Genomic DNA, 18,388 nt, shown 5'->3' on the forward strand with positions numbered 1-18,388 from the left:
GGCGGCCGGGGCCACTCACTTCAAGCACATGCGCGATTTTGCCTGCCCTCGCGCTTGCCTTCGCGCATGCCTCGCCGCGTGCCTAGTTTGACTTCAACCCTCAGAGGCACCCGCGAATGCGGTCTCGAAGGCATCCTGGAAGGCAGGCGCGTCCACGTGGACGAAGCGTCTTGCGCACCTCACTCCGCTTGCTCTGCAGTCGGCAACCCTCGATGCTTGCGCACGTTGATCGCCTTCCAGCGAAGCGCTGGGTGCTGCTGAATCGCTCTCCCCATCGCAGTATCGTCGGTGAGCAAGTTCGGCGCGATCTCGCCACGCTCGTTCAGGCGCTCGATGAACTCGCGCTCCTCGCGCGTCAGCGGCAGGACTGCCGAGAGGAGGTCGCGGCAGTCGGACACGAGCGTTTTCGCTTTCGCCTTCGGCAGCGCTCCCGGCCGCACCGTCGGAAGGAGTTGGCTCTTCAGCTCTGCGGCATCGAGCTTCACGTCCTTGGCCGAGACGGTGCGCCAGTCCTTGCGGTTGGCGCCGCCGTAGACGACGAAGCCCAGGCGCAGCTTCGCGCGATCGAGGTCCTCGGGACGCAGCAGCTCGACCGCGTCGAACACGTCCCGGCTTGCGTTGCGGGATAGCAGGGCCGCAAGCTTGCCGGCAGCGAGCTCGTGAAGATCCAGCAGCCGCACTTGCGTCGCCTGGAACGAACCGACCGGGTGCGAGTCCGCAAGCTCGGCGGGCCACAGCGGCGTCCTGAGCAGGTAGTTCACGTCGAGCTCCAGGTTGCCGCTCCGCCCAGACGCCGCGATGTACGTCAGCCGCCACTTGACGCCTGCGTGATCGGACGGGAGACTTCTCACCGTCAGCCCCTCGCGACCGCAAACGGCTTGCAAGGCTTGCTCGAGCTTCGGCCGCTCGGCGAGCATCAAGTCGCGGTCAGGCGCGCCGATGTAGTTCAGGTCGATGTCGACCGAGAGGCGCGGTACGTCGAAGATGAAGAGGTTGAGCGCCGTCCCGCCCTTCAGGGCAATGCGCGTCTTCAGAAATGGATGGCTGCGCAGCACATTCAGCAGGCTCACGATCCGGATGGATTTCTCCAGCGTCTCGGCAGGAAAGCCTGTCGCCGCCGCCTCTCGCTGCAGATCCTGGAGCGAGAGGTTCAAGGCACCTCCGCCCACGAGCGCGAGAGCACGTGCTCCGGCACGACCAGGTTCCACGGCCGCACGAACTTCCCGGGTCCGCGGTCGCCGTCGAAGTAGCGCGGCTGCGCCGGCGCCCGCGCACGCAGCGCCTTGAGATGGCGATCCTCGACCATCAACTGCTCGCGGTGCTGCTCGAGGTAGAAGCCGACGCGGGCGACCGTTAGCGCGGAGCCCAGCTTGAGGGCGTACTCGATCACGGCGTCGAGATCGAAGAACTCGATCGACTCCAGCGAGCGCCAGATCTCCTCCCAGCCGCCGCCGTGCTCGGGCGCGTCGAGCACGTCGACGAGAGTTCGCTCCAACGAGGTCACGCGAACAAATCCGCCGGCATGACGTTGCTCCAGGAGACCGCCGGCCGGACGCCGCGAAGCCCGCAGCCTTGCAGGCAGCAGTACAGCGACGAACTCCGCGCCTCGGAACTCGAAGGACCGCAGGCGATGCCGCGTGAGGTAGGTGAACCGCCTCGAGACCGAATAGGCCTTGCCGTGGAACTGGAGCGCCGCGTGATAGGCCACGATCGCGTCATCCGTGGCCTGCGTCGCGATCAGGTACGAATCCGGCTCGAACGATTTCGGATCGACGCCGGACGGCACGGTCGCGTACAGGCCCCGATGGACGCGGAGCAATCGACCGCCCGCGACATGCTGCGCAAGGACGTTGTTCGTCGTCTGACTGCTTCGACGGCCGCCCCCAGAGTGCGCCAGGGCGAACTCGCGGTGCGTGAAAATGACATGCTGGTCGAAGAAGGCGAGCGGCTTCATGATTTGCCTATTTGGGTCGCTGCCACCACACATACTAGCTGCTTCGGCGCATAATAGCAAGTATATATTGCTGCGACGCATCGATACACACATTGCGAATAGCGACATCGGTGCCATTTAGCAAGCGGCGCCCGAACTCCAGCTGGCATGTTAGACGTGCTCATGCTTTACGCGATCAAGCTCGGCCCCATCGAAACTAGCGAAGGACGAGTCAGCGCGTACGTCGGCTTCACCGAGACCCATGCGCTACCGCCCGTGGTTTCGAACCAGGACAAGGACGGCCTCGAGCAGCTTGCCCAGCAAGCGCAGGGCCACGATCTGCGCTGCGACCGCGGTCTTGCGCGGGCCGGCAAGCCGCTGGGCTTCACCGCGGCGCCGCTGCCGGACTGGGCACGCTTCGGGCGGGCGACTCTCGCGTTCGCGCTCGCGCGTCCAGGAGGACGTATTCGCAATCTGGACGTGGTCGAAAACTTCCTGGCGAGCGTGGCCGCCTTTTGCCGTGCAACACCATGGCGCTTCTGGAGCGACAATGATCCGCTCAGCCTGACCGTCTCCGGCAGCGAGTTCGAGGCCTGCATCATGGGGGCTGGCTGCCAGGAGTATGGCATCGCGCTGTATGAACAGAAGGGCGCCGTCAAGAAGATCACGCGCCTCATCGATGCCGGCCGGATGCAGGATGCGGCCGCTCTCGGCAGCCTCGCAGTCACTGTCGATGACGAACCGCGCTGGGCTGCCAAGGCGATCGGCGATGCATTCGGAGCGGCGTGCGTACCCGTCCCGCTCAAGATTTCCGCGGGCAGGCCGCGGCAGGTTGATGAGGGAGAGATGGTTACGCTCGCAGCGGCGTTGCGCGCCATCGCTGGCCTGGATGCCGATCGCCTTGAGGCGACCTCCGACCTCTTGATCGCCGGCTCGCGGATTGCAGCACGCGTGATCGCACCGAAGCCCGATTTGGTCTTCGGTGAGCTGAGCGAAGATGAGGCGATGCAGATTGCCCTCGAGGCTCAGCGCGCTGTCCGCCGGGGCGTGCGGAAGCGCAAGTAAGGTCAGCCGCGCTTCCGAACAAACGCCGCTGACCTCCTCTGGACGGATCCGGCGGGCGCCAATCTTCAGGTCATGAGTGTCGACGGCGGGAGGGTGTCCGATTACGCATTGCGCGCCGCCTCTGGGACCGCTGCACCGAACGCGGTCGCAGTAGACGATCGCAACGTCTACTGGAACGACGTGAGTCAGCAGACGGTAAACGAGATGCCCCTTGGGGGCGGCCCGATCACCACACTCGCGTCGGGCCAAGGTTATCTTTCAGCGATCGCCACAGATGGCGGAGACGTTTTCTGGATTTCTGTCGTCGGTGCAGCGGCGAACCAAACCACCTACGTGATGAAGACGAGTCGAAATGGCGGTACCCCACAGCAACTTGCGACCCTGCCAACCACGTTCGGGGCGGCGCTAGTCGTTGACCGGCCCTACATATACTGGACCGCGCAGGCCATCTCGACACCCACTGCGATCGTCGGGAGCGGCTCGCTTTCGCGGGTGCCGGCTGACGGCGCGGGTGTGTCAGAGGTTGTAGTGGGCGAGCTGATGTTTCCCGCAGGCGTAGCGACGGACACCCACTTCGTGTACTGGATCGAGGATTCACTCGGGCCCTTCCGAGGGCGCGTGATGCGACTCGCAAAATAGGGTCGCCGAACGATTAGTGATGGGTCGGGGTCGAATGTTCGAGGGTGCAGGACGATGCTCAAGACACTCATTGTGGTCGCAATCGGCAGTGCTTCCTGTGTCACTACGACGTTCACGGGGAACCCCAAGGTCCCGCATGGCGCGGCCGGATGCCGAGCGATTTGCGCCTCGTACGAAATGGAGCTCGCGGGCATGGTCGCGCTCGGTGAATACTCCGACGGCTGCATCTGTGAAGTTCCGGGCAAACGCGCCTCCGTGGCGGGCGCGAGCGGGCCCGCGGCCGTCGCCGTGATGGGTGACATGGCGAATCGGTCGGAGCAGGGAACGGACGTGGCCCCCCCCGCCGCCTCCGCCGGTGACTCCTTACGGACCGAGTAATACATCGGCGCTGCCCATTGACGCATTGGCTGGGCAGTCCTGCACAGCAAATATGGCGAGTGCGCGATGATTTCCTGAACCAAGTCGAACCGAGTCGCGCGCGCTCGTCGTCCTCCGACCCGGCTTACAACTCGCAAGCAAATTTCGAGGTCGTGCTCTCGCCGGCGATCGTCGATGAGGTTCTGCGAGCGCTCGGGTATCGCAAGGTGCGTCGGCTCCTCCCGGGAACAGACGCTCGGCTCTGGTTCGAGGACCTCATCGGGCCGGCCGATGTCGTCGCGGACAGGCAGCTGTCGGCGTCTGCGAGGATCTTGATAATGACAAGTACCTGGCTGCGGCTTTCAAGGGCCGTGCGAGTCACGTCGTCGCCGGCGATCGCCGCTTCCTTGCCCTCGGTTAGCACGCGGGCGTAGCGCTCGTGCCGCGGCTCACACCCTCCAACCGGTTCACCTATTTTGCCGCCTTCTCGATCGCTGCCTCCACCTTCGCCTTGGGCAGCTTGAGATGCTCTTCGCAGAGGAATCGGAAGCGCGGCCCCTTCGAGCGGTTCTTGCAGCCGGGATAGCGGCAATGCATGTCCAGCTTGCGACCCTTGAGGGTGGACAACCGGCGACCATTGCCCTTGGTCATCCCGTTCCGCATCCCGCTCTGAACGCGCTCGTTGATCTTTTCCAGGGCTCGCTCCGCAATCAGGTCCGCGATCTGATCCACCATGCGATCAAAGTTGAATGGCATCGCCTGCCCTCCCAAGAGAGGCAATAGCACTTGGCTATGCTGGGCGCTAACCCGCCCCAGATCTGGGGCTCCATTCGCCACCCGGCGTATTGCTGCCCCGCACGGCAGTCGTCATCGTGCTTCGCGGCGCATGAACGTGCAGATCCTCAGCCGCTGGACGGAAGCTGAGGATCTGCCGCACCGGTGAACGTTTTACTCGCCGCCATCTCCTGCAGTGATTTGCCCGTCGGGAGTCATCTCCCGGACGCCGTGGTCATGCTTCGTCTGACCCGAGCGCCGGGGATGAGCGCGGCTCCGCCACGTGGGCCAGCACGTACTCGGCGACCGCCTTGCCGGCGGCGCGTCCATCCACGACGGCAGATCGGAAATGGATCCCGAAATAAACGCGCGCGTCATTGACCTCGAGGGCCGCGTCCGAGAACCGCGCCCAGTTCCGCACGATACCGGGAAGTGGATCGGACGTGGCGCTGAAGCTCGTCTCGTCGCCGAAGAACGCCGCGAGCACCACCGCCGCCGCCCCGGTGTTCGTGCTATGCGCGGATGGATACTCCTGGTGAGGGGGTGTCAGCGGGCGCAGCGGAAGCCAACCCGGATCCGCCTCCGTCCAGGGATTGCTGTCGGTGGCACCCAGGGGAATCGCAGTCACGGGGCGCCAGGAGCTGTAAAAATACTTGCCGTCCCACGCGGCGATCCCTGCGTCCGCCAAGGCGATGTTGAGCATCGCGAGCAGACGGGCGTTCTCCGACAACGTGTTGTGGTGGTGGGCAGCGACGGCAACCGCGATCCGATTCCACTGCACTCCGCCGTTGTCGTCCCAGAAGAATGCGATCTGCGTCTGCTGCGCGGTGCGGGTCGAGCTGGATCGGCTGCCGAAAGACTTCACCTCGTTGAAGTCAGAGGCGTACTGCGCGCTGGTCAACGCGGGCGGCCCAGGCGGCCGTGCCCACGACGGAGAAGGAATTGCAAACGGCACCATCGTGGCGATCTGCTGGAACACCGCCGTCCGGAAATCCGGAGGCGTCGGGCGCCACTGTCCAGGCGCCGTTCCGCCCACGTACGGAGGAAAGGCAGCGCTGAACCCGTCGGCGCTGCGCCAGGCGAGGATGTCACCGGCAACGGCCTGACCCCAGGCGATCCCGCGCGCGACATGCTCGGCGTCGTCGCCGTCGTTGTCCTCGGAGTCGCCGCCTTCCGCGGTTTCCTCGATGAGCGCGAGCGAAGCCGCCCGCCGGACGTCGAGCGTCGCCTTCTGCGCCGGGAAGAGCTTGACGAGCGCGCCGTAGGCGGCCTGGACCGCAGCAGCGCGACGAGAGGCATCTTTCGGCGCATCGAAATCGACATGGTAGGGCACGTACCGTCGCTCGATGCCGTTCACCGCATCGAACACGGCCGCATGCACGATGGCGAAGACGCGGGCCGTCGCCGCCGGAGCAGTATTCGCGGTTTTGATGGCCGCCTGCGTGTTCTCGTTCCAGTCGGTCACCACGTCCGCTCTCGCCGCCCTTGCGGCGATCACACCCGCTGCCGCAAACGCGAGTAGCCCGATCGCGGCCCTCGCCTTCATCCATTCCCGATTCATCTGAGTCCTCCCCACGAGACGCTGTCGCGGCGCTCGCAGCAGGCGAGCTCGCCGGAAACGGTCTCTACAAGGAGGTGCGCCGTCGGCCGGATTTGTCGCGCGGCGCTTCAGAATACGGCGCGATACCGCTCCGATCTGGTCTTCAGGTCGGCGATCTGCGGCAAGGAGCGCTGCCAGCGCGGAGGCCCTGCCTTCGGCCGTCGCAGCGGATGCGGAGCGTGTCGAGAAGGAAGGATCCATCGCGGTGCCGCCGCAGGCGACAGCGGCGCTGCAGAGCAACGTCATCAGGAATCGGTTCAAAGGTGCTCCTCCGGATGGGAAGGCTCGCGGACCAGCCCGCGCTCCAGGCTACGTAAGCGAACCGCGCCGAAGAGCGGAGGGAAGAGCAGCGAGTTGGACGCGCGCTGCCGTAATCCGGCCCGCGTCCGCAGCCGCTAGTCCGGTTTCACTCGATGCGGTAGCGCTCGACGGCGTCGTCGTTCCAGACGACGCCGCTCCCCGGACGATCGGGAGCGGCCGCCTGCCCATTCACGATCCGCAGCGGCTCGGCGAGGATCGGGGCGGCCCAATCGACGTACTCGAGCCAGTGCGAGGTCGGCGTCACCGCGAGCAGGTGCGCGCTTACCTCGGGGAAGAGGTGCGACGACATCTCGAGCCCGTGGGCGCTGGCGAGCGCAGCGGCCCGAAGCCAGCCGGTCACGCCTCCGATGCGCTCCAGATCGGGCATCACGTAGTCGCTGGCGCGCATCCGGATCGCTTCCGCCATGGCGAACGGGAGCGAGAAGTTCTCGCCGAGCTGCACCGGAACGTCGAGCTCTTTGGCGAGTCTGCTGCAGCCGCGATAGTCGTCGTGTCGAACGGGTTCCTCGATCCAGTACAGGCCTTCGTTCTCCAGCGCGCGGCCGCGCCGCATCGCCTCGGCGACCGTCAGCGCCTGGTTGAAGTCCGCCATCAACGCGACGCGGTCTGGCAGGCGCGCGCGCACGGCGCGTACCGCGTCGAGATCAGCGGCAAGCGTCGGGTGCCCGAGCCGCAGCTTCACCGCCGTGAACCCGCCCTCGAGCAGCTTCTCCGCCTCGTCCGCTGCCGCTTCCTTTGGCATCAGACCGAGCCCGTTGCTGTTGTACGCGGGGATCGGCCGCGGAACGCCGCCGAGGATGGAGACGAGCGCCTTCCCCGCAGCGAGGGCCAGCGCGTCCCAGCAGGCCACGTCGAATCCCGACATCGCCATGCGGACGACCCCCTGCACGCCGATGAGCGTGAACCTGCGCGCGAGTTTCGCCCACAGCTCGGCGGGCGCGACGCGGTCGCCTTTGACCACCCGGAGGACTTCCGAAAGAACGCTGGCGATGGCCGGGGCGGCGGCGCGAACGTAGCAAAAGAGATAGGACCGGCCGGTGATGCCCTCTTCGGTCTCGACGTCGATGAGCAAGAGCGGCGCGGCGCGGATGGTGGCCGCGCTGGTCCCGAGCGGCAACTTCATGGGGACTTCCACGCCGATGGCGCGGATCGAATTGACGGTGAGCAGTTCTGCAGTCATGGCGACTGCGTTCATAGCACCGGCCGTTTCTTCCATGCGGGACGTGCGCGCGAAAGGGTTGACGGAGCGCCGCACCAGACGCAGAACCGTGCCCATGAAGGGCGTCGTGATCGCGCTCATCGCGCTCGGCTGCGCTCCGACGGGGCACTGGCCTCCACGTCCGGCGGAACATCCGCCGACAGCCGCTGAGCTCGCCTTCTACGAGCTGACGGTCCGCGCGGCGTCCGCCGACGAGCGCACCGGTTTTTCCCAGGCGCTGGCGGCGAGGGGCTTCAACGTGGTCGATCACGACCCCAGGAAAGGGCATCTCGAGGTCACCCTTACGCACGAGGGTGATTCCCTGGTGGAGACGCTGCGCAGCGATGGCTGGTTCGTCGACGAAGCGGTCGGCAAGGACCTGGGCGCGCTGGCGTACACCTTGGCAGTCTCGCAGCGAGTGACGGACTTCATCCGCAACAGCGGGCTTCCCCAGCAGCACATGATCCCGGAGAAGTGACGGGCGCCCGCGCTCCGTCTCGCTGAGACGCCCTCTGCGGACCTCCCCTTGACTTCGCCGCGCCGTTTGGGCTGTACCATTCGGCGCCGAGTCCATCCGCTTCCACTCTTGCCACGCGGAGCATATCCATGAGAGCGCTCTACGCCGCAGCAGCGCTGATGCTGGGAAGCATCGTCCTCCCCCGCGCCGCCGTCGCCCAGACCATCGAGCTGAAATTGGGGCACGTCGGTTCGCCAGGATCGCTGTTCGACCTTTCCTCCATCGAGTTTGCAAAGCGCGTGAAGGAGAAGACGGGAGGCAAGGTCATCCTCCAGGTTTACGGCGCGAGCCAGCTCGGCGACGACACCGAGCTGATGCAGAAGGTGAAGCTCGGTACGGTGGACATGGCGCTGCCGTCGACCGTCATGTCCTCGGTCGTGCCGGCGTTCGGACTGTTCGAGATGCCGTACCTGGTGAAAGACCGCGATCACATGAAGCGGATCGACAAGGAGATCGTCTGGCCGACGCTGGTGCCGATCGCGGAGAAGGCCGGCTACCGGATCCTCGCCACCTGGGAAAACGGCTTCCGGCAGATCACGAACAACCTGCACGCGATCAAGGTTCCAGCGGATCTGAAGGGCATCAAGCTGCGCGTGCCGAAGGGGAAGTGGCGCGTGAAGATGTTCCAGGCCTACGGCGCGAGCCCATCGGCGATGGGGCTCTCCGAGGTGTTCGTCGCCCTGCAGACGGGGGTCATGGACGGTGAGGAAAACCCTCTGACCCAGATCTACACCTCCAAGTTCCAGGAGGTGCAGAAGTACCTCTCGATGACCGACCACGTGTACACGCCCGCGTACGTCGTCACCTCGCCGCGCAAGTTCGACGCGCTGCCGGAGGCGCTCCGCAAGCAGATCCAGGAGGCCGCTCAAGAGACGCAGGCCTTCGTGTACCAGACCGGCGCGAAGATGGACGACGAGCTCCTCGGCAAGCTGAAGCAGGGGGGAATGCAGGTGAACCAGGCCGACAAGCTAGCCTTCCAGAAGGCCAGCAAGTCCGTCTACGACGACTTCTCCACCGAGGTCCCGAACGGCAAGCAGATGATCGAGAAGGCGATCGCGCTCGGATCCGCGAAGTGACGGCGACGCGCGCGATCTGGCGCCGGCGGGTCGAGCGGATCCTGGAGTGGATCAGCGGTACGCTGCTGGTGGCCCTCGCCGTCGAGGTGCTCGCCGGCGTCATCTTCCGCGCCGCTGGACGGTCCCTCTCCTGGTACGACGAGGTCGCCTCCGTCCTGCTCGCCTGGATCACGTATTACGGCAGTGCGCTTGCTGCGTTGAAGAAGTCCCACATCGCCTTCCCGGGGCTGGTGAACGCGATGCCGACGCCGGCGCGTTTCGTCGCCCTCGCCGTCCGCGAGGTAGTCGTCCTTGGCCTCTTCCTCGTGCTCGCCTGGCAGGGGACGGCGATCCTGCACGCGCTGGCGGGCGAAACGCTCGTCACCGTGGACATCCCGGTGACGCTGACACAGTCGGTGATCCCGATCGGGGCGGCGCTGTTCATCCTCGCGGAGATGCTCAACCTGCCGGACCGCCTCGAATGGGCCCGGGGACGAACGGCTGCAGCAGCCCCGGAACAGGGCGTGGAAAAGGAGCTGTCGCACTGATGGCCATGTTCGTCCTCTTCGGCGCCGTGATGGTGCTGGTGCTCCTCAACGTGCCGATCGCCATTGCGCTCGCCGTCGTGGCGCTCGTCGCCATCCTCCACACCGGCGGCATCCCGGCGCTCGCGAACGTGCCGCTGGTCATGTACACGGGCTCGACCAGCTTCCCGTTGATCGCCATCCCGCTCTTCATCCTGGCCGGCGCGATCATGAATGCGTCCGGCATCTCACGGCGGCTGATCGCGCTCTCTTCGGCGGTCTTCGGGTTCGTTCGCGGCGCCCTGGCCCAGGTCACGATCGTGACGTCGCTTTTCTTCGCCGAAATCTCGGGCTCGGCGGTCGCGGACGCGGCGGCGCTGGGGACCATCCTGATCCCGGCGATGAAGAGCAAAGGCTACACGAAGGAATTCTCGGCGGCCGTGCTGTCGTCGGCCTCGACGCTGGCAGTGATCATTCCGCCGTCGATCCCGATGATCCTCTACGCGGCGATGGCCGACACGTCGGTGGTGAAGCTGTTCGTCGCCGGCGTCGTCCCGGGAGTCCTCGGCGGGCTGCTGATGATGGTCATCGCGTACCGGTTCGCCCGCGTCTACAACCTGCCGGTCGAAGAGAAGTTCCAGCTCAGCCGCGTCTGGGCGGCTTTCAAGGAAGCCTCCTGGGCGCTGATCCTCCCTGCGCTGATCCTGGGCGGAATCTTCGGCGGGGTGGTCACCGCCACCGAAGGCGCTGCGCTGGCGGTGCTGGCCGCGATCGTGATCGGGACACTGATCTACCGCGAGCTCAACCTGAAGGATCTCTACACCGCGATGATCGACGGCGTCGTCCAGACGGCGGTGGTGATGTTGCTGGTCGCCGCTTCGGCGTTGCTCGGTGTGCACCTCACCGAGATCCAGGCGCCGCAGCACCTGGCCGCCGCGGCATCGACGTTGACCAACAGTCGCTGGGTCGTCCTGATGCTGCTCAACCTGCTCTTCCTGCTGCTCGGCCTCTTCCTGCACTCGGCGGCGGCCATCATCCTGGTGGTTCCGGTGGTGATGCCGCTGGTGAAGGCGGTCGGAATCGATCCCGTCCATTTCGGGATCATGGTGACGATCAATCTCGGCATCGGGCAGCAGACGCCGCCCGTCGCCAGCGTGCTCACCGTCGCCTGCTCGATCGCGCGCGCCGACATCTGGGAGGTGACCAAGGTCAACCTCTGGTTCATCAGCGTGCTGCTGCTGGTGCTCCTGCTGACGACGTACCTGCCGGTCGTGCCGCTGTCGCTGGTGCGGTTGTTCTACGGCGGTTAGGCGGCCCGGTCGAACTCGGGCTCCGAACCTGCGTCGGGGTGCGCGGGCTGGGTCGGCTGGCGGCGGGTCTTTCGCGTCACGGCCGTCGCGAGGATGGCGAGGTACAGGAATCCGACGAACGCGGTGCCGGCGATCTCCATGAAGTCGAGCACAGCGACCCCCGAGAACAGGTGCGCGGCGAGGTTGCCGCGTTGCTGTAAAAGAAAGACCATCGGGCGGGTGGGATCGCTAGGTCTTGCGCTCGCACTCCGGCACCAGATATCGGCTCCACGCGCTCCTTTCCCCGCCAAGGGGTAGGATTCAGCGCACCCACGCATCGAGGAGGATCAGAGGAATGCCGCCGGCTGATCGACGCCGCTCACGCCCGCGCCGGGCAGATCGGCATCCGCGTGACCGTCGCCGTCGTCGACGAAGCCGGCCTCCTGCTGGCGCTCGCGCGCATGGACGGCGCTCCCCCCATCTCCGCCCAGATCGCTGAAGCAAAGGCAAGCGGCGCGGCCCTCTGGCACCGCGACGGCGCCTCACTGGCGCAGGTGGCGCAGGACCGTCCCGCCTTCTTCCAGGCGGTCGGAAAGATGACCCGGGTGCCGATCGTTCCCGGCCTGGGCTCGACGCTGGTGCGGCGCAAGGAAGCGGTGCTCGGCGCGGTCGGGGTGAGCGGGGGAAAGCCCGAGCAGGATCTCGACTGCGCCGAGGCGGGCCTGCGGGCGATCTGATCAGCGCAAGCCGAGCACCGCGCCGGCGATCAGGGCGCCGATGAGGAGGATGACCCGGCCCGCGGCAACCAGCGCCGAGCGCGGCTTCGGCGGCGACATCCTCGGTAAATCCGTGTTGCTCATCGTCCGCGCCCTCCCGATTTTCCGGCGTACGACGATCCCGGGGTGAGGGCGCAAGTCGCCGTCCTGCGGAAGGCGGGGCAGCTGTCGAGGAATGGCGGGGCGGCGGGAAGCTTGTCTCACTTCTGCGTGGCGTCCGCCGTCGCGGCGAGGTGCTCCATCGCCGCGGTGACGCCGCCCTGCCGGTGGGGAACGCCGGCCAGGGCGAGACCCATCTCCACGCCCGCCAGCGTGCCACACAGCGTCACGTCGTTGAATGCGCCGAGATGCCCGATTCGAAAGATCTTTCCTTTCAACTTGCCGAGGCCCTGGCCCAGCGACATGTCGAAGCGGTCGAGGATGACGCTGCGCAGCTTGTCCGCATCGTGGCCCGCGGGAATACGGATGCCCGTCAGCGAGGGCGAGTGCTCGCGCTCGTCGGCGCAGTTCACTTCCAGGGCCCAGGCGCGTACCGCCCGCCGCGTCGCTTCGCCATGGCGCGTATGGCGGCGGAAGACGTTCTCCAGGCCTTCCTCCTCGAGCATGGCGAGCGCCTCGCGCAACCCGTAGAGCAGGTTCGTCGCCGGCGTGTATGGAAAGAAGCCACTCTCGTTCGCCCGAAGCATCGCGCCCCAGTCCCAGTACGAGCGCCGCAGCCCTGCATCGCGCGACGCCGCCAGCGCCTTCTGGGAGATGGCATTGAAGGAGAGGCCGGGTGGGAGCATCAGGCCCTTCTGCGAGCCCGCCACCGTCACGTCGACCTTCCAGTCGTCGTGGCGGTAATCGATGGAGGCCAGCGACGAGATGGTGTCGACGAGCAGCAGTGCCGGGTGCCCGACGCGATCGATCGCCGCCCGCACTTCGGCAACGCGGGTGGTCACGCCGGTCGAAGTCTCGTTGTGCACGACGCAGACGGCACGGACCTTTTGCTGGGAATCGGCACGCAGCTTGTCCTCGACGACCTTGGGATCCACTCCATGGCGCCAATCGCCGGGAACGAAGTCGGCCTCGAGACCGAGGCGCTGCGCCATCTCCAGCCAGAGAGTGGCGAAGTGGCCGGTCTCGAACATGAGCACGCGGTCGCCGGCAGAGAGCGTGTTGGCCAGCGCGGCCTCCCACGCGCCGGTGCCGGATGCGGGATAGATGATGACCGGCTGCTTCGTGCGGAAGATGCGTTGCAGCCCGCTGAGGACTTCCTTGCCGAGCTTCGCGAACTCGGGCCCCCGGTGATCGATGGTGGGCCGGTCGATGGCGCGCAGCACCCGGTCGGGCACGTTGGTAGGGCCGGGAATCTGCAGGAAGTGACGGCCGCTGGGAAACGCCATGATGACTCCTACTTGCCGGTCCAGCGCGGCTTGCGCTTGGCGAGGAAGGCTTCCACGCCCTCGCGAAAGTCCGCGCTCATGTAGTTGCGCACCACGAAGTCGTCGCCCCCGCTTGGTGGCGCCCAATGCCGGATGACCCGGTTCAACGCTTCCTTCGCTGCCCGCAAGGTCAGCGGGGCGTGCTCGAGGAGCGTACGAGCCAGATCCTCCGCGCGTGAGTACAGGTCGTTTTCGCCCGTGATTTCGTTCAGCAACCCGGCGGCGAGCATCTCCTGCGCGTCCATCAGACGCGCGCGAAAGAGGATGTCCTTCGTCCGCGCCACGCCGATCAAGGCCGCGAGGCGCGCGTGATTGCGCATCGAGAGCGTGTTCCCGAGCGTCCGCGCGATGGGAAACCCAAACTTCGCCGACGGAGCGCCGAGCCGCAGATCGCACGCCGCGGCGATCCCCGCTCCGCCTCCGGTGCAGGCGCCCTGGATGGCGGCGATGGTCGGGACGGGAACGTCCTCGAGCGCGTCGAAGACGCCGTCCATCGTTGCCTCGTACTCGATGGCGTCCTTCGGCGTCTTGAACTCCCGGAACTGCGAGATGTCGGTGCCGGACACGAACGCCTTGTCGCCCGCGCCGCGCAGGACGAGCACCCTCACGCGCGGATCGGGCTTCCGGCAGATCTCCCCGAGGCGGCGGTACATCCCGAACGTCATCGCGTTGCGGGCCTCGGGCCGGTTGAACGTCAGCCAGGCGATGCCGTCGCCGCCGATCTCGAACAGCGTCTCTTCCGCGCTCATCCAGGCCCCCGGATCACGCCCGCGCTGGTGAGCTTGCCGATCTCGTCGCGCGAGTATCCCAGCTCGGAGAGGATCTCGGCGGAATGTTCGCCGAGCAGCGGACCGGCGCGGACCATGCGCGTCGGCGTCTCCGACAGCCGCATCGGCGAACCCACCTGCTTCACCGGGCCGAGCTTCGTGTGCGGCGCGTCGGGAAAGAAGCCGCGGGCGTTCAGGTGGGGGTCGTTGAACACCTGATCGTAGGTCTGCAGCAGCCCGCAGGGCACACCGGCGCGTTCGAGGGCCTCTACCCAATGCCGCGCCGGGCGCCTCGTGGTGACGTCCTCGATCAGCGGAATCAGCGCATGGCGGTTCTGGTGACGGACATGGTTCTTCGCGAAGCGGGGATCCTGCTTGAGGCCGGCGAGCCCGAACACGTCGCAGCAGGCTTCCCAGTTCCGCGTCGTGGTCGCTCCCAGGGTGAAGAACCCGTCGGAAGCGCGCAGCGCCTGGTAGGGAGCGGAGGTCTGGTGCGCCGAGCCCAGGGGCTGCGGAACCTCGCCGGTGGCGAAGTACCGGCCCGCTTCCCAGACGGCCAGGGCAACGCCGGCCTCGAACAGGCAGACGTCGATGAACTGGCCGCGGCCCGTCCGCTCCCGAGCCCGCAGCGCCGCCACGGCTGCGAGCGCGCCCCAGAGCGCGCAAGTGAGGTCCGTCACTGGAACGCCGATCTTCACCGGCGCCTTGCCTCCCTCCTCGCCGGTGATGGACATCAGTCCGCTCATCCCCTGGGCCATGATGTCGAGGCCGGGCCGCTGGGCATACGGACCGTCCTGGCCCCACCCCGACGCGGCGACGAAGACCAGGCGCGGGTTCAGCTCGGAGAGGCGCGGGTAGTCGAGCTCCAGGTCGGCCATGGTGCCGGGACGGAGGTTTTCGACGACGACGTCCGCGCGTCGAATCAGGCGGCGGAACACTTCCTTGCCCTCCCGCGACTTGAGATCCAGCGCGAGAGAGCGCTTGTTCCGATTCAGGCGGACGAAGCTGGACGACTCCCCGTCGAGAAACGGAGCGGTGGTGCGCACCTGGTCGCCTCCGTCGGGGTTTTCGATCTTCACCACGTCGGCGCCGAGATCGGCGAGTTGCAGCGTGCAGAAGGGCGCGGCCATGAAGTTGCCAACCTCGACGACGCGGATGCCGGCCAGCGCGGACTCGGGCATGGGCGCACCTTTATCAGAAGAACCGTGCGCGGACGCCGGCCCGGACGCACAGCGGTTGCCCCACGGTCGCCACGCCGCCCTGCAGCCCGACCAGGTACCGCCTGTCGAGGAGGTTCTCGGCGGCGGCGAACAGCGTCCACCCCGGCGCGAACATCCGTGAGAGCTGCACGTCGAAGACGGCGAACCCGGGCAGGCGGAAGACGTTGCGATCGTCTTCGAACTGGTCGGAGGTCCAGCGCAGCGCGAGGTCGGCCTCGAACCAGCGCAAGTCGGCGAAGCTCGCCGCCGCTGCGATCCTGTGGCGTGGATCCTGCGGCAGGGCGCGGCCGTTCAGGTCGCCGGAGGTGACGCGCGCATCGGTGAAGGTCCAGGCGAGCGAAAGTCGAACGGCTTCGAACGGCGCCCAGAAGGATTGCACTTCGACACCGCGGACGCGCGCGGACCCGAGGTTCTGACGCATCTGGAGATTTGGGACGTTGGGCACGGTGGCGTTGGTGATGGGATCGCGCAGTCCGGCCAAAAAGGCGGTCGCGCGCAACCAGCGGGTCTCGAATCCCGCTTCGGCGCCTAGCAGCGTCTCCGGGCCGAGCTGCGGATTCGCTTCGGTCCGCACCGGTCCGGCCTGGAACGGACGATACAGCTCATTGAGGGTTGGGGCCCTGAAGGACCGGTAGGCGGCCGCACGCACCGATAACCAGGGGAGAGCCTGAACGTGAACCCCAAGGCGCGGACTCACCGCCACGTCGCTGCGATCGGGCAGATCGGGATCCGGGACCGACGACGGGACCTGGTGACGCAGACCGCCGAGGTTGTGCCAGTAGTCGAAGCGGACCGCGGCTTGCACCCGCAGCCAGGGCAGCACGTCGAGGAGGCGCTGGGCGAACGCTCCGCCTTGACGCTGCTCCCCAGAGACGGAACGTGACACCGCCGTCGGCAACCGGACGTCTTCGAGCGATCTGCCGAAGACGCGTCTCGCGTCCGCGCCGATGAGGAAACCGCCGCCTGACCACTGGACCGAGATCCCCTCATCGTCCGCCGGCGCCTGCTGCCTGGAGGCGAGCTGTTCCCCGATGCGGCCGGCTTGCACCTGGGCGCGGTCCTGTGCGAACCGCGCCCAACGCGCGAATGCGCGGGCCTCGACTCCGAAGGCCGATACGCCGAACGCGACCAGACCTTCGCGCGCCAAGGCGGTGGTATAGCGTGTGCCTCCGTTCTCCTTCTCCACGAATCCAGCGAGTCGGGCGCTCGCGGTGACGTTCTCGGTGATCCGCGCCTCGACGCGCCCGCGTGCCGCCGCACGCCGGGACCAGGCCGGCTGATCGATGGGCCCCGGGAGGGCGATCACGCCGTAGCCATCGGTGCGCAGCCCCTCGACGTCCAATGACGCGCCGATCCGTTCGCCAAGCATGCTCACGGTCGCCGCTCCTTCGGCGGTGCCGAAAGCGCCTGCCTGGAGCTCGAGCTCCGCGCGATCGTCGATGGGGCGCGTGAGCACCTGGACTACGCCGCCGAGCGCCGAGGACCCGTAGAGCGCAGAAGACGCTCCGGGCGCAATCTCCACGCGGGCGATGCCCAGGCGCGGGACCGAGCCCCAGTACATCCAGCCGCCGAATCCGTCGTTCAGCGGGACACCGTCTTCCAGGACGAGCGCACGGGAGACTCCCGAAGGCCCGATGCCGCGCAGGTTGACGCCTTGCGAGCTGGGGTCGGCGACCAGACTGGAGGATCTGCGGAAGACCGCGAACGAGGGGTCGCGCCGCAGCGCCTCGTCGAGGGATTTGGCGCGCCCGATCTCCGTCCCCGGAATGACGGTCACGGGCGCGGTCGCCTCTCCCGACGCCTCCGCCGCGCGGGCCGGCGTGATCACGATGGTCTCGCTCATCTCCTCGCCGCCTGCGGGCAAGGCGAGCGCAAGCATCGCCCCAGCCAGGCACTTCACGGCGCGACAGCAATGCCCCATGGCAATTTCCCTACCGTGATCCGCTGGACGATCTGGCCGGTCGCGACGTCGATGACGGAGACGTCGTCGGAAGGGCCGTTCGCCGTGTAGAGCCGGTCGCCCTGCGGGCTCAGGCCGATGCCCCACGGGCGCGGTCCGACCGATTCGAACGTCCGCAGGACCTTGCCCGAGCGCGCGTCGATGCAGGCGACGGCGCCGCCGCGACCTGTAGTGACGAAGAGGCGCGAGCCGTCCGGCGCCATGGCGAGCCCCATCGGCTTCGCTCCCGGTCCTTCGATGCGAATGCGGCCGCTGCGGCGGCGGGTGCGCGCGTCGATCACGTCGACGGCTGCGCCCTGCTCGGCGCTGACGAATGCGCGCTTGCCGTCGCGCGCGAATGCGACCGCTCGCGGACGGGCGGCGACCGCAGGCCGCGCCAGCAGCTTGAAGGTGAGAGCATCGATGATGTCGACCTCGTTGTCCTCCTCGCTGGTGACGTAGATCGCCCGACCGTCGGGAGCCACGGTCACGCCCTCCGGCTGTGCGCCGACCTTCACCGTTCGCACGATCCGCGCCGCCGGGATGTCGACGACGCTCAGCGCGGCTGCGTCCTCGTTGGAGACATAGAGAAACCTGCCGTCGGGGCTGAGATCGAACGATTCCGGATCGGGCCCGCCCGGAAGGCGGCCGACCGCGACGCCGCGGGCGAGGTCGACGACCGCGATGCCGTCCTGCGCGCGATCCGGAGGCGGAAGATCCTCGTCCCGCTGCCCCGGTCCGCCCCGCGGCGACCCGCTGACGGCGACGTACAGCTTGCCGCCGGGGCCGAGGCGAATGCCGCGCGGGCGCTTTCCCACCGGGATGTGCGCGACGACTGCGTCGTTTTCGATCACCGCGACGTCGTCGGATGCCTCGTTGCTCACGTACACGCGGTACGGCGAGGCGAGCAGCAACGCGGCGAGGATCACCATCGCCCTGCTTTGTCTCCGAAGGATCGGTCGTGTCAATGCCGCAGGCGGAGTATGTTGC

Annotated in this window: 19 protein-coding genes; 8 read left to right on the forward strand and 11 right to left on the reverse strand. The window is 67.2% G+C overall.

The window, feature by feature from the left end; genetic code table 11:
- Nucleotides 1-179: 179 nt before the first annotated feature.
- Together E6J58_18760 and E6J58_18765 are read right to left on the reverse strand one after the other, a co-directional pair.
- Nucleotides 180-1,169 (reverse strand): nucleotidyl transferase AbiEii/AbiGii toxin family protein, encoded by a 990-nt coding sequence (locus tag E6J58_18760; protein TMB34318.1) that lies wholly within the window; start codon nucleotides 1,167-1,169, stop codon nucleotides 180-182.
- Nucleotides 1,151-1,954, reverse strand: coding sequence for a transcriptional regulator (locus E6J58_18765; protein TMB34319.1), 804 nt, complete (start codon nucleotides 1,952-1,954; stop codon nucleotides 1,151-1,153). Before E6J58_18765 ends, E6J58_18760 begins: the two co-directional genes overlap by 19 nt.
- Before the next feature lie 162 nt (nucleotides 1,955-2,116).
- On the opposite strand from E6J58_18765, the gene E6J58_18770 reads away from it, so the two are divergent.
- The 3 genes from E6J58_18770 to E6J58_18780 all read left to right on the forward strand — a co-directional run bounded on the left by E6J58_18770 (nucleotide 2,117) and on the right by E6J58_18780 (nucleotide 4,015).
- Complete coding sequence (locus E6J58_18770) at nucleotides 2,117-2,998, forward strand: hypothetical protein (protein ID TMB34320.1); 882 nt, start codon at nucleotides 2,117-2,119, stop codon at nucleotides 2,996-2,998.
- 72 nt (nucleotides 2,999-3,070) lie between these two features.
- On the forward strand, nucleotides 3,071-3,637 hold the full coding sequence (locus E6J58_18775) for a hypothetical protein (protein ID TMB34321.1): 567 nt from the start codon (nucleotides 3,071-3,073) through the stop codon (nucleotides 3,635-3,637).
- A 192-nt stretch (nucleotides 3,638-3,829) separates the two neighbouring features.
- Nucleotides 3,830-4,015, forward strand: a complete 186-nt coding sequence (locus E6J58_18780; GenBank protein ID TMB34322.1) for a hypothetical protein — start codon at nucleotides 3,830-3,832, stop codon at nucleotides 4,013-4,015.
- Nucleotides 4,016-4,465: 450 nt separating this feature from the next.
- On the opposite strand, the gene E6J58_18785 is transcribed toward E6J58_18780, so the two are convergent.
- The 3 genes from E6J58_18785 to E6J58_18795 form a co-directional block, all read right to left on the reverse strand.
- The gene (locus E6J58_18785) at nucleotides 4,466-4,750 is read right to left on the reverse strand and encodes a hypothetical protein (GenBank protein ID TMB34323.1); all 285 of its coding nucleotides are present in this window, start codon (nucleotides 4,748-4,750) and stop codon (nucleotides 4,466-4,468) included.
- A gap of 253 nt (nucleotides 4,751-5,003) precedes the next feature.
- The gene (locus E6J58_18790) at nucleotides 5,004-6,629 is read right to left on the reverse strand and encodes a vanadium-dependent haloperoxidase (protein TMB34324.1); all 1,626 of its coding nucleotides are present in this window, start codon (nucleotides 6,627-6,629) and stop codon (nucleotides 5,004-5,006) included.
- Between the two features lie 145 nt (nucleotides 6,630-6,774).
- Nucleotides 6,775-7,869 carry a mandelate racemase gene (locus E6J58_18795; protein TMB34325.1) on the reverse strand — a complete coding sequence of 365 codons (1,095 nt, stop codon included), beginning with the start codon at nucleotides 7,867-7,869 and terminating at the stop codon, nucleotides 6,775-6,777.
- Nucleotides 7,870-7,963: 94 nt separating this feature from the next.
- Here E6J58_18795 and E6J58_18800 point away from each other — a divergent pair, with 94 nt between their 5' ends.
- The 4 genes from E6J58_18800 to E6J58_18815 all read left to right on the forward strand — a co-directional run bounded on the left by E6J58_18800 (nucleotide 7,964) and on the right by E6J58_18815 (nucleotide 11,293).
- On the forward strand, nucleotides 7,964-8,365 hold the full coding sequence (locus E6J58_18800; protein TMB34326.1) for a hypothetical protein: 402 nt from the start codon (nucleotides 7,964-7,966) through the stop codon (nucleotides 8,363-8,365).
- 128 nt (nucleotides 8,366-8,493) lie between these two features.
- Nucleotides 8,494-9,480 (forward strand): TRAP transporter substrate-binding protein, encoded by a 987-nt coding sequence (locus E6J58_18805; GenBank protein TMB34327.1) that lies wholly within the window; start codon nucleotides 8,494-8,496, stop codon nucleotides 9,478-9,480.
- A 14-nt stretch (nucleotides 9,481-9,494) separates the two neighbouring features.
- Nucleotides 9,495-10,007: a TRAP transporter small permease subunit gene (locus E6J58_18810; protein TMB34369.1), complete on the forward strand. Its 513-nt coding sequence runs from the start codon at nucleotides 9,495-9,497 to the stop codon at nucleotides 10,005-10,007.
- On the forward strand, nucleotides 10,007-11,293 hold the full coding sequence (locus tag E6J58_18815; protein ID TMB34328.1) for a TRAP transporter large permease: 1,287 nt from the start codon (nucleotides 10,007-10,009) through the stop codon (nucleotides 11,291-11,293). Before E6J58_18810 ends, E6J58_18815 begins: the two co-directional genes overlap by 1 nt.
- Here the strand turns inward: E6J58_18815 and E6J58_18820 are convergent.
- Entirely contained in the window at nucleotides 11,290-11,505 is a 216-nt protein-coding gene (locus E6J58_18820; protein ID TMB34329.1) for a hypothetical protein, read from the reverse strand. The genes E6J58_18815 and E6J58_18820 overlap by 4 nt on opposite strands.
- Before the next feature lie 12 nt (nucleotides 11,506-11,517).
- Between E6J58_18820 and E6J58_18825 the strand changes: the two genes are divergently transcribed.
- Nucleotides 11,518-12,009 carry a heme-binding protein gene (locus tag E6J58_18825; GenBank protein ID TMB34330.1) on the forward strand — a complete coding sequence of 164 codons (492 nt, stop codon included), beginning with the start codon at nucleotides 11,518-11,520 and terminating at the stop codon, nucleotides 12,007-12,009.
- Nucleotides 12,010-12,248: 239 nt separating this feature from the next.
- Here the strand turns inward: E6J58_18825 and E6J58_18830 are convergent, their stop codons facing one another.
- The 5 genes from E6J58_18830 to E6J58_18850 are packed head-to-tail and all read right to left on the reverse strand — an operon-like array spanning nucleotide 12,249 to nucleotide 18,330.
- Nucleotides 12,249-13,433, reverse strand: a complete 1,185-nt coding sequence (locus tag E6J58_18830) for an aminotransferase class V-fold PLP-dependent enzyme (protein ID TMB34331.1) — start codon at nucleotides 13,431-13,433, stop codon at nucleotides 12,249-12,251.
- An 8-nt stretch (nucleotides 13,434-13,441) separates the two neighbouring features.
- On the reverse strand, nucleotides 13,442-14,221 hold the full coding sequence (locus tag E6J58_18835) for an enoyl-CoA hydratase (GenBank protein ID TMB34332.1): 780 nt from the start codon (nucleotides 14,219-14,221) through the stop codon (nucleotides 13,442-13,444).
- Nucleotides 14,218-15,420: a CoA transferase gene (locus E6J58_18840; GenBank protein ID TMB34333.1), complete on the reverse strand. Its 1,203-nt coding sequence runs from the start codon at nucleotides 15,418-15,420 to the stop codon at nucleotides 14,218-14,220. The genes E6J58_18835 and E6J58_18840 overlap by 4 nt, the downstream gene beginning before the upstream one ends.
- A 13-nt stretch (nucleotides 15,421-15,433) precedes the next feature.
- On the reverse strand, nucleotides 15,434-17,380 hold the full coding sequence (locus tag E6J58_18845; protein ID TMB34334.1) for a TonB-dependent receptor: 1,947 nt from the start codon (nucleotides 17,378-17,380) through the stop codon (nucleotides 15,434-15,436).
- On the reverse strand, nucleotides 17,356-18,330 hold the full coding sequence (locus E6J58_18850; protein TMB34335.1) for a hypothetical protein: 975 nt from the start codon (nucleotides 18,328-18,330) through the stop codon (nucleotides 17,356-17,358). Before E6J58_18850 ends, E6J58_18845 begins: the two co-directional genes overlap by 25 nt.
- Nucleotides 18,331-18,388: the final 58 nt, after the last annotated feature.

It is taken from the genome of Deltaproteobacteria bacterium, from assembly GCA_005879535.1.
Lineage (GTDB): Bacteria > Myxococcota > Myxococcia > Myxococcales > 40CM-4-68-19 > 40CM-4-68-19.

Excerpts from the sequence above, each read along its gene's own strand:
- E6J58_18765 (TMB34319.1), bottom strand. The coding sequence starts at position 1,954 with ATGAAGCCGCTCGCCTTCTTCGACCAGCATGTCATTTTCACGCACCGC.
- E6J58_18770 (TMB34320.1), top strand. The coding sequence starts at position 2,117 with ATGCTTTACGCGATCAAGCTCGGCCCCATCGAAACTAGCGAAGGACGA.
- E6J58_18775 (TMB34321.1), top strand. The coding sequence starts at position 3,071 with ATGAGTGTCGACGGCGGGAGGGTGTCCGATTACGCATTGCGCGCCGCC.
- E6J58_18780 (TMB34322.1), top strand. The coding sequence starts at position 3,830 with ATGGTCGCGCTCGGTGAATACTCCGACGGCTGCATCTGTGAAGTTCCG.
- E6J58_18785 (TMB34323.1), bottom strand. The coding sequence starts at position 4,750 with ATGCCATTCAACTTTGATCGCATGGTGGATCAGATCGCGGACCTGATT.
- E6J58_18795 (TMB34325.1), bottom strand. The coding sequence starts at position 7,869 with ATGACTGCAGAACTGCTCACCGTCAATTCGATCCGCGCCATCGGCGTG.
- E6J58_18800 (TMB34326.1), top strand. The coding sequence starts at position 7,964 with ATGAAGGGCGTCGTGATCGCGCTCATCGCGCTCGGCTGCGCTCCGACG.
- E6J58_18805 (TMB34327.1), top strand. The coding sequence starts at position 8,494 with ATGAGAGCGCTCTACGCCGCAGCAGCGCTGATGCTGGGAAGCATCGTC.
- E6J58_18815 (TMB34328.1), top strand. The coding sequence starts at position 10,007 with ATGGCCATGTTCGTCCTCTTCGGCGCCGTGATGGTGCTGGTGCTCCTC.
- E6J58_18820 (TMB34329.1), bottom strand. The coding sequence starts at position 11,505 with ATGGTCTTTCTTTTACAGCAACGCGGCAACCTCGCCGCGCACCTGTTC.
- E6J58_18830 (TMB34331.1), bottom strand. The coding sequence starts at position 13,433 with ATGGCGTTTCCCAGCGGCCGTCACTTCCTGCAGATTCCCGGCCCTACC.
- E6J58_18835 (TMB34332.1), bottom strand. The coding sequence starts at position 14,221 with ATGAGCGCGGAAGAGACGCTGTTCGAGATCGGCGGCGACGGCATCGCC.
- E6J58_18840 (TMB34333.1), bottom strand. The coding sequence starts at position 15,420 with ATGCCCGAGTCCGCGCTGGCCGGCATCCGCGTCGTCGAGGTTGGCAAC.
- E6J58_18845 (TMB34334.1), bottom strand. The coding sequence starts at position 17,380 with ATGGGGCATTGCTGTCGCGCCGTGAAGTGCCTGGCTGGGGCGATGCTT.
- E6J58_18850 (TMB34335.1), bottom strand. The coding sequence starts at position 18,330 with ATGGTGATCCTCGCCGCGTTGCTGCTCGCCTCGCCGTACCGCGTGTAC.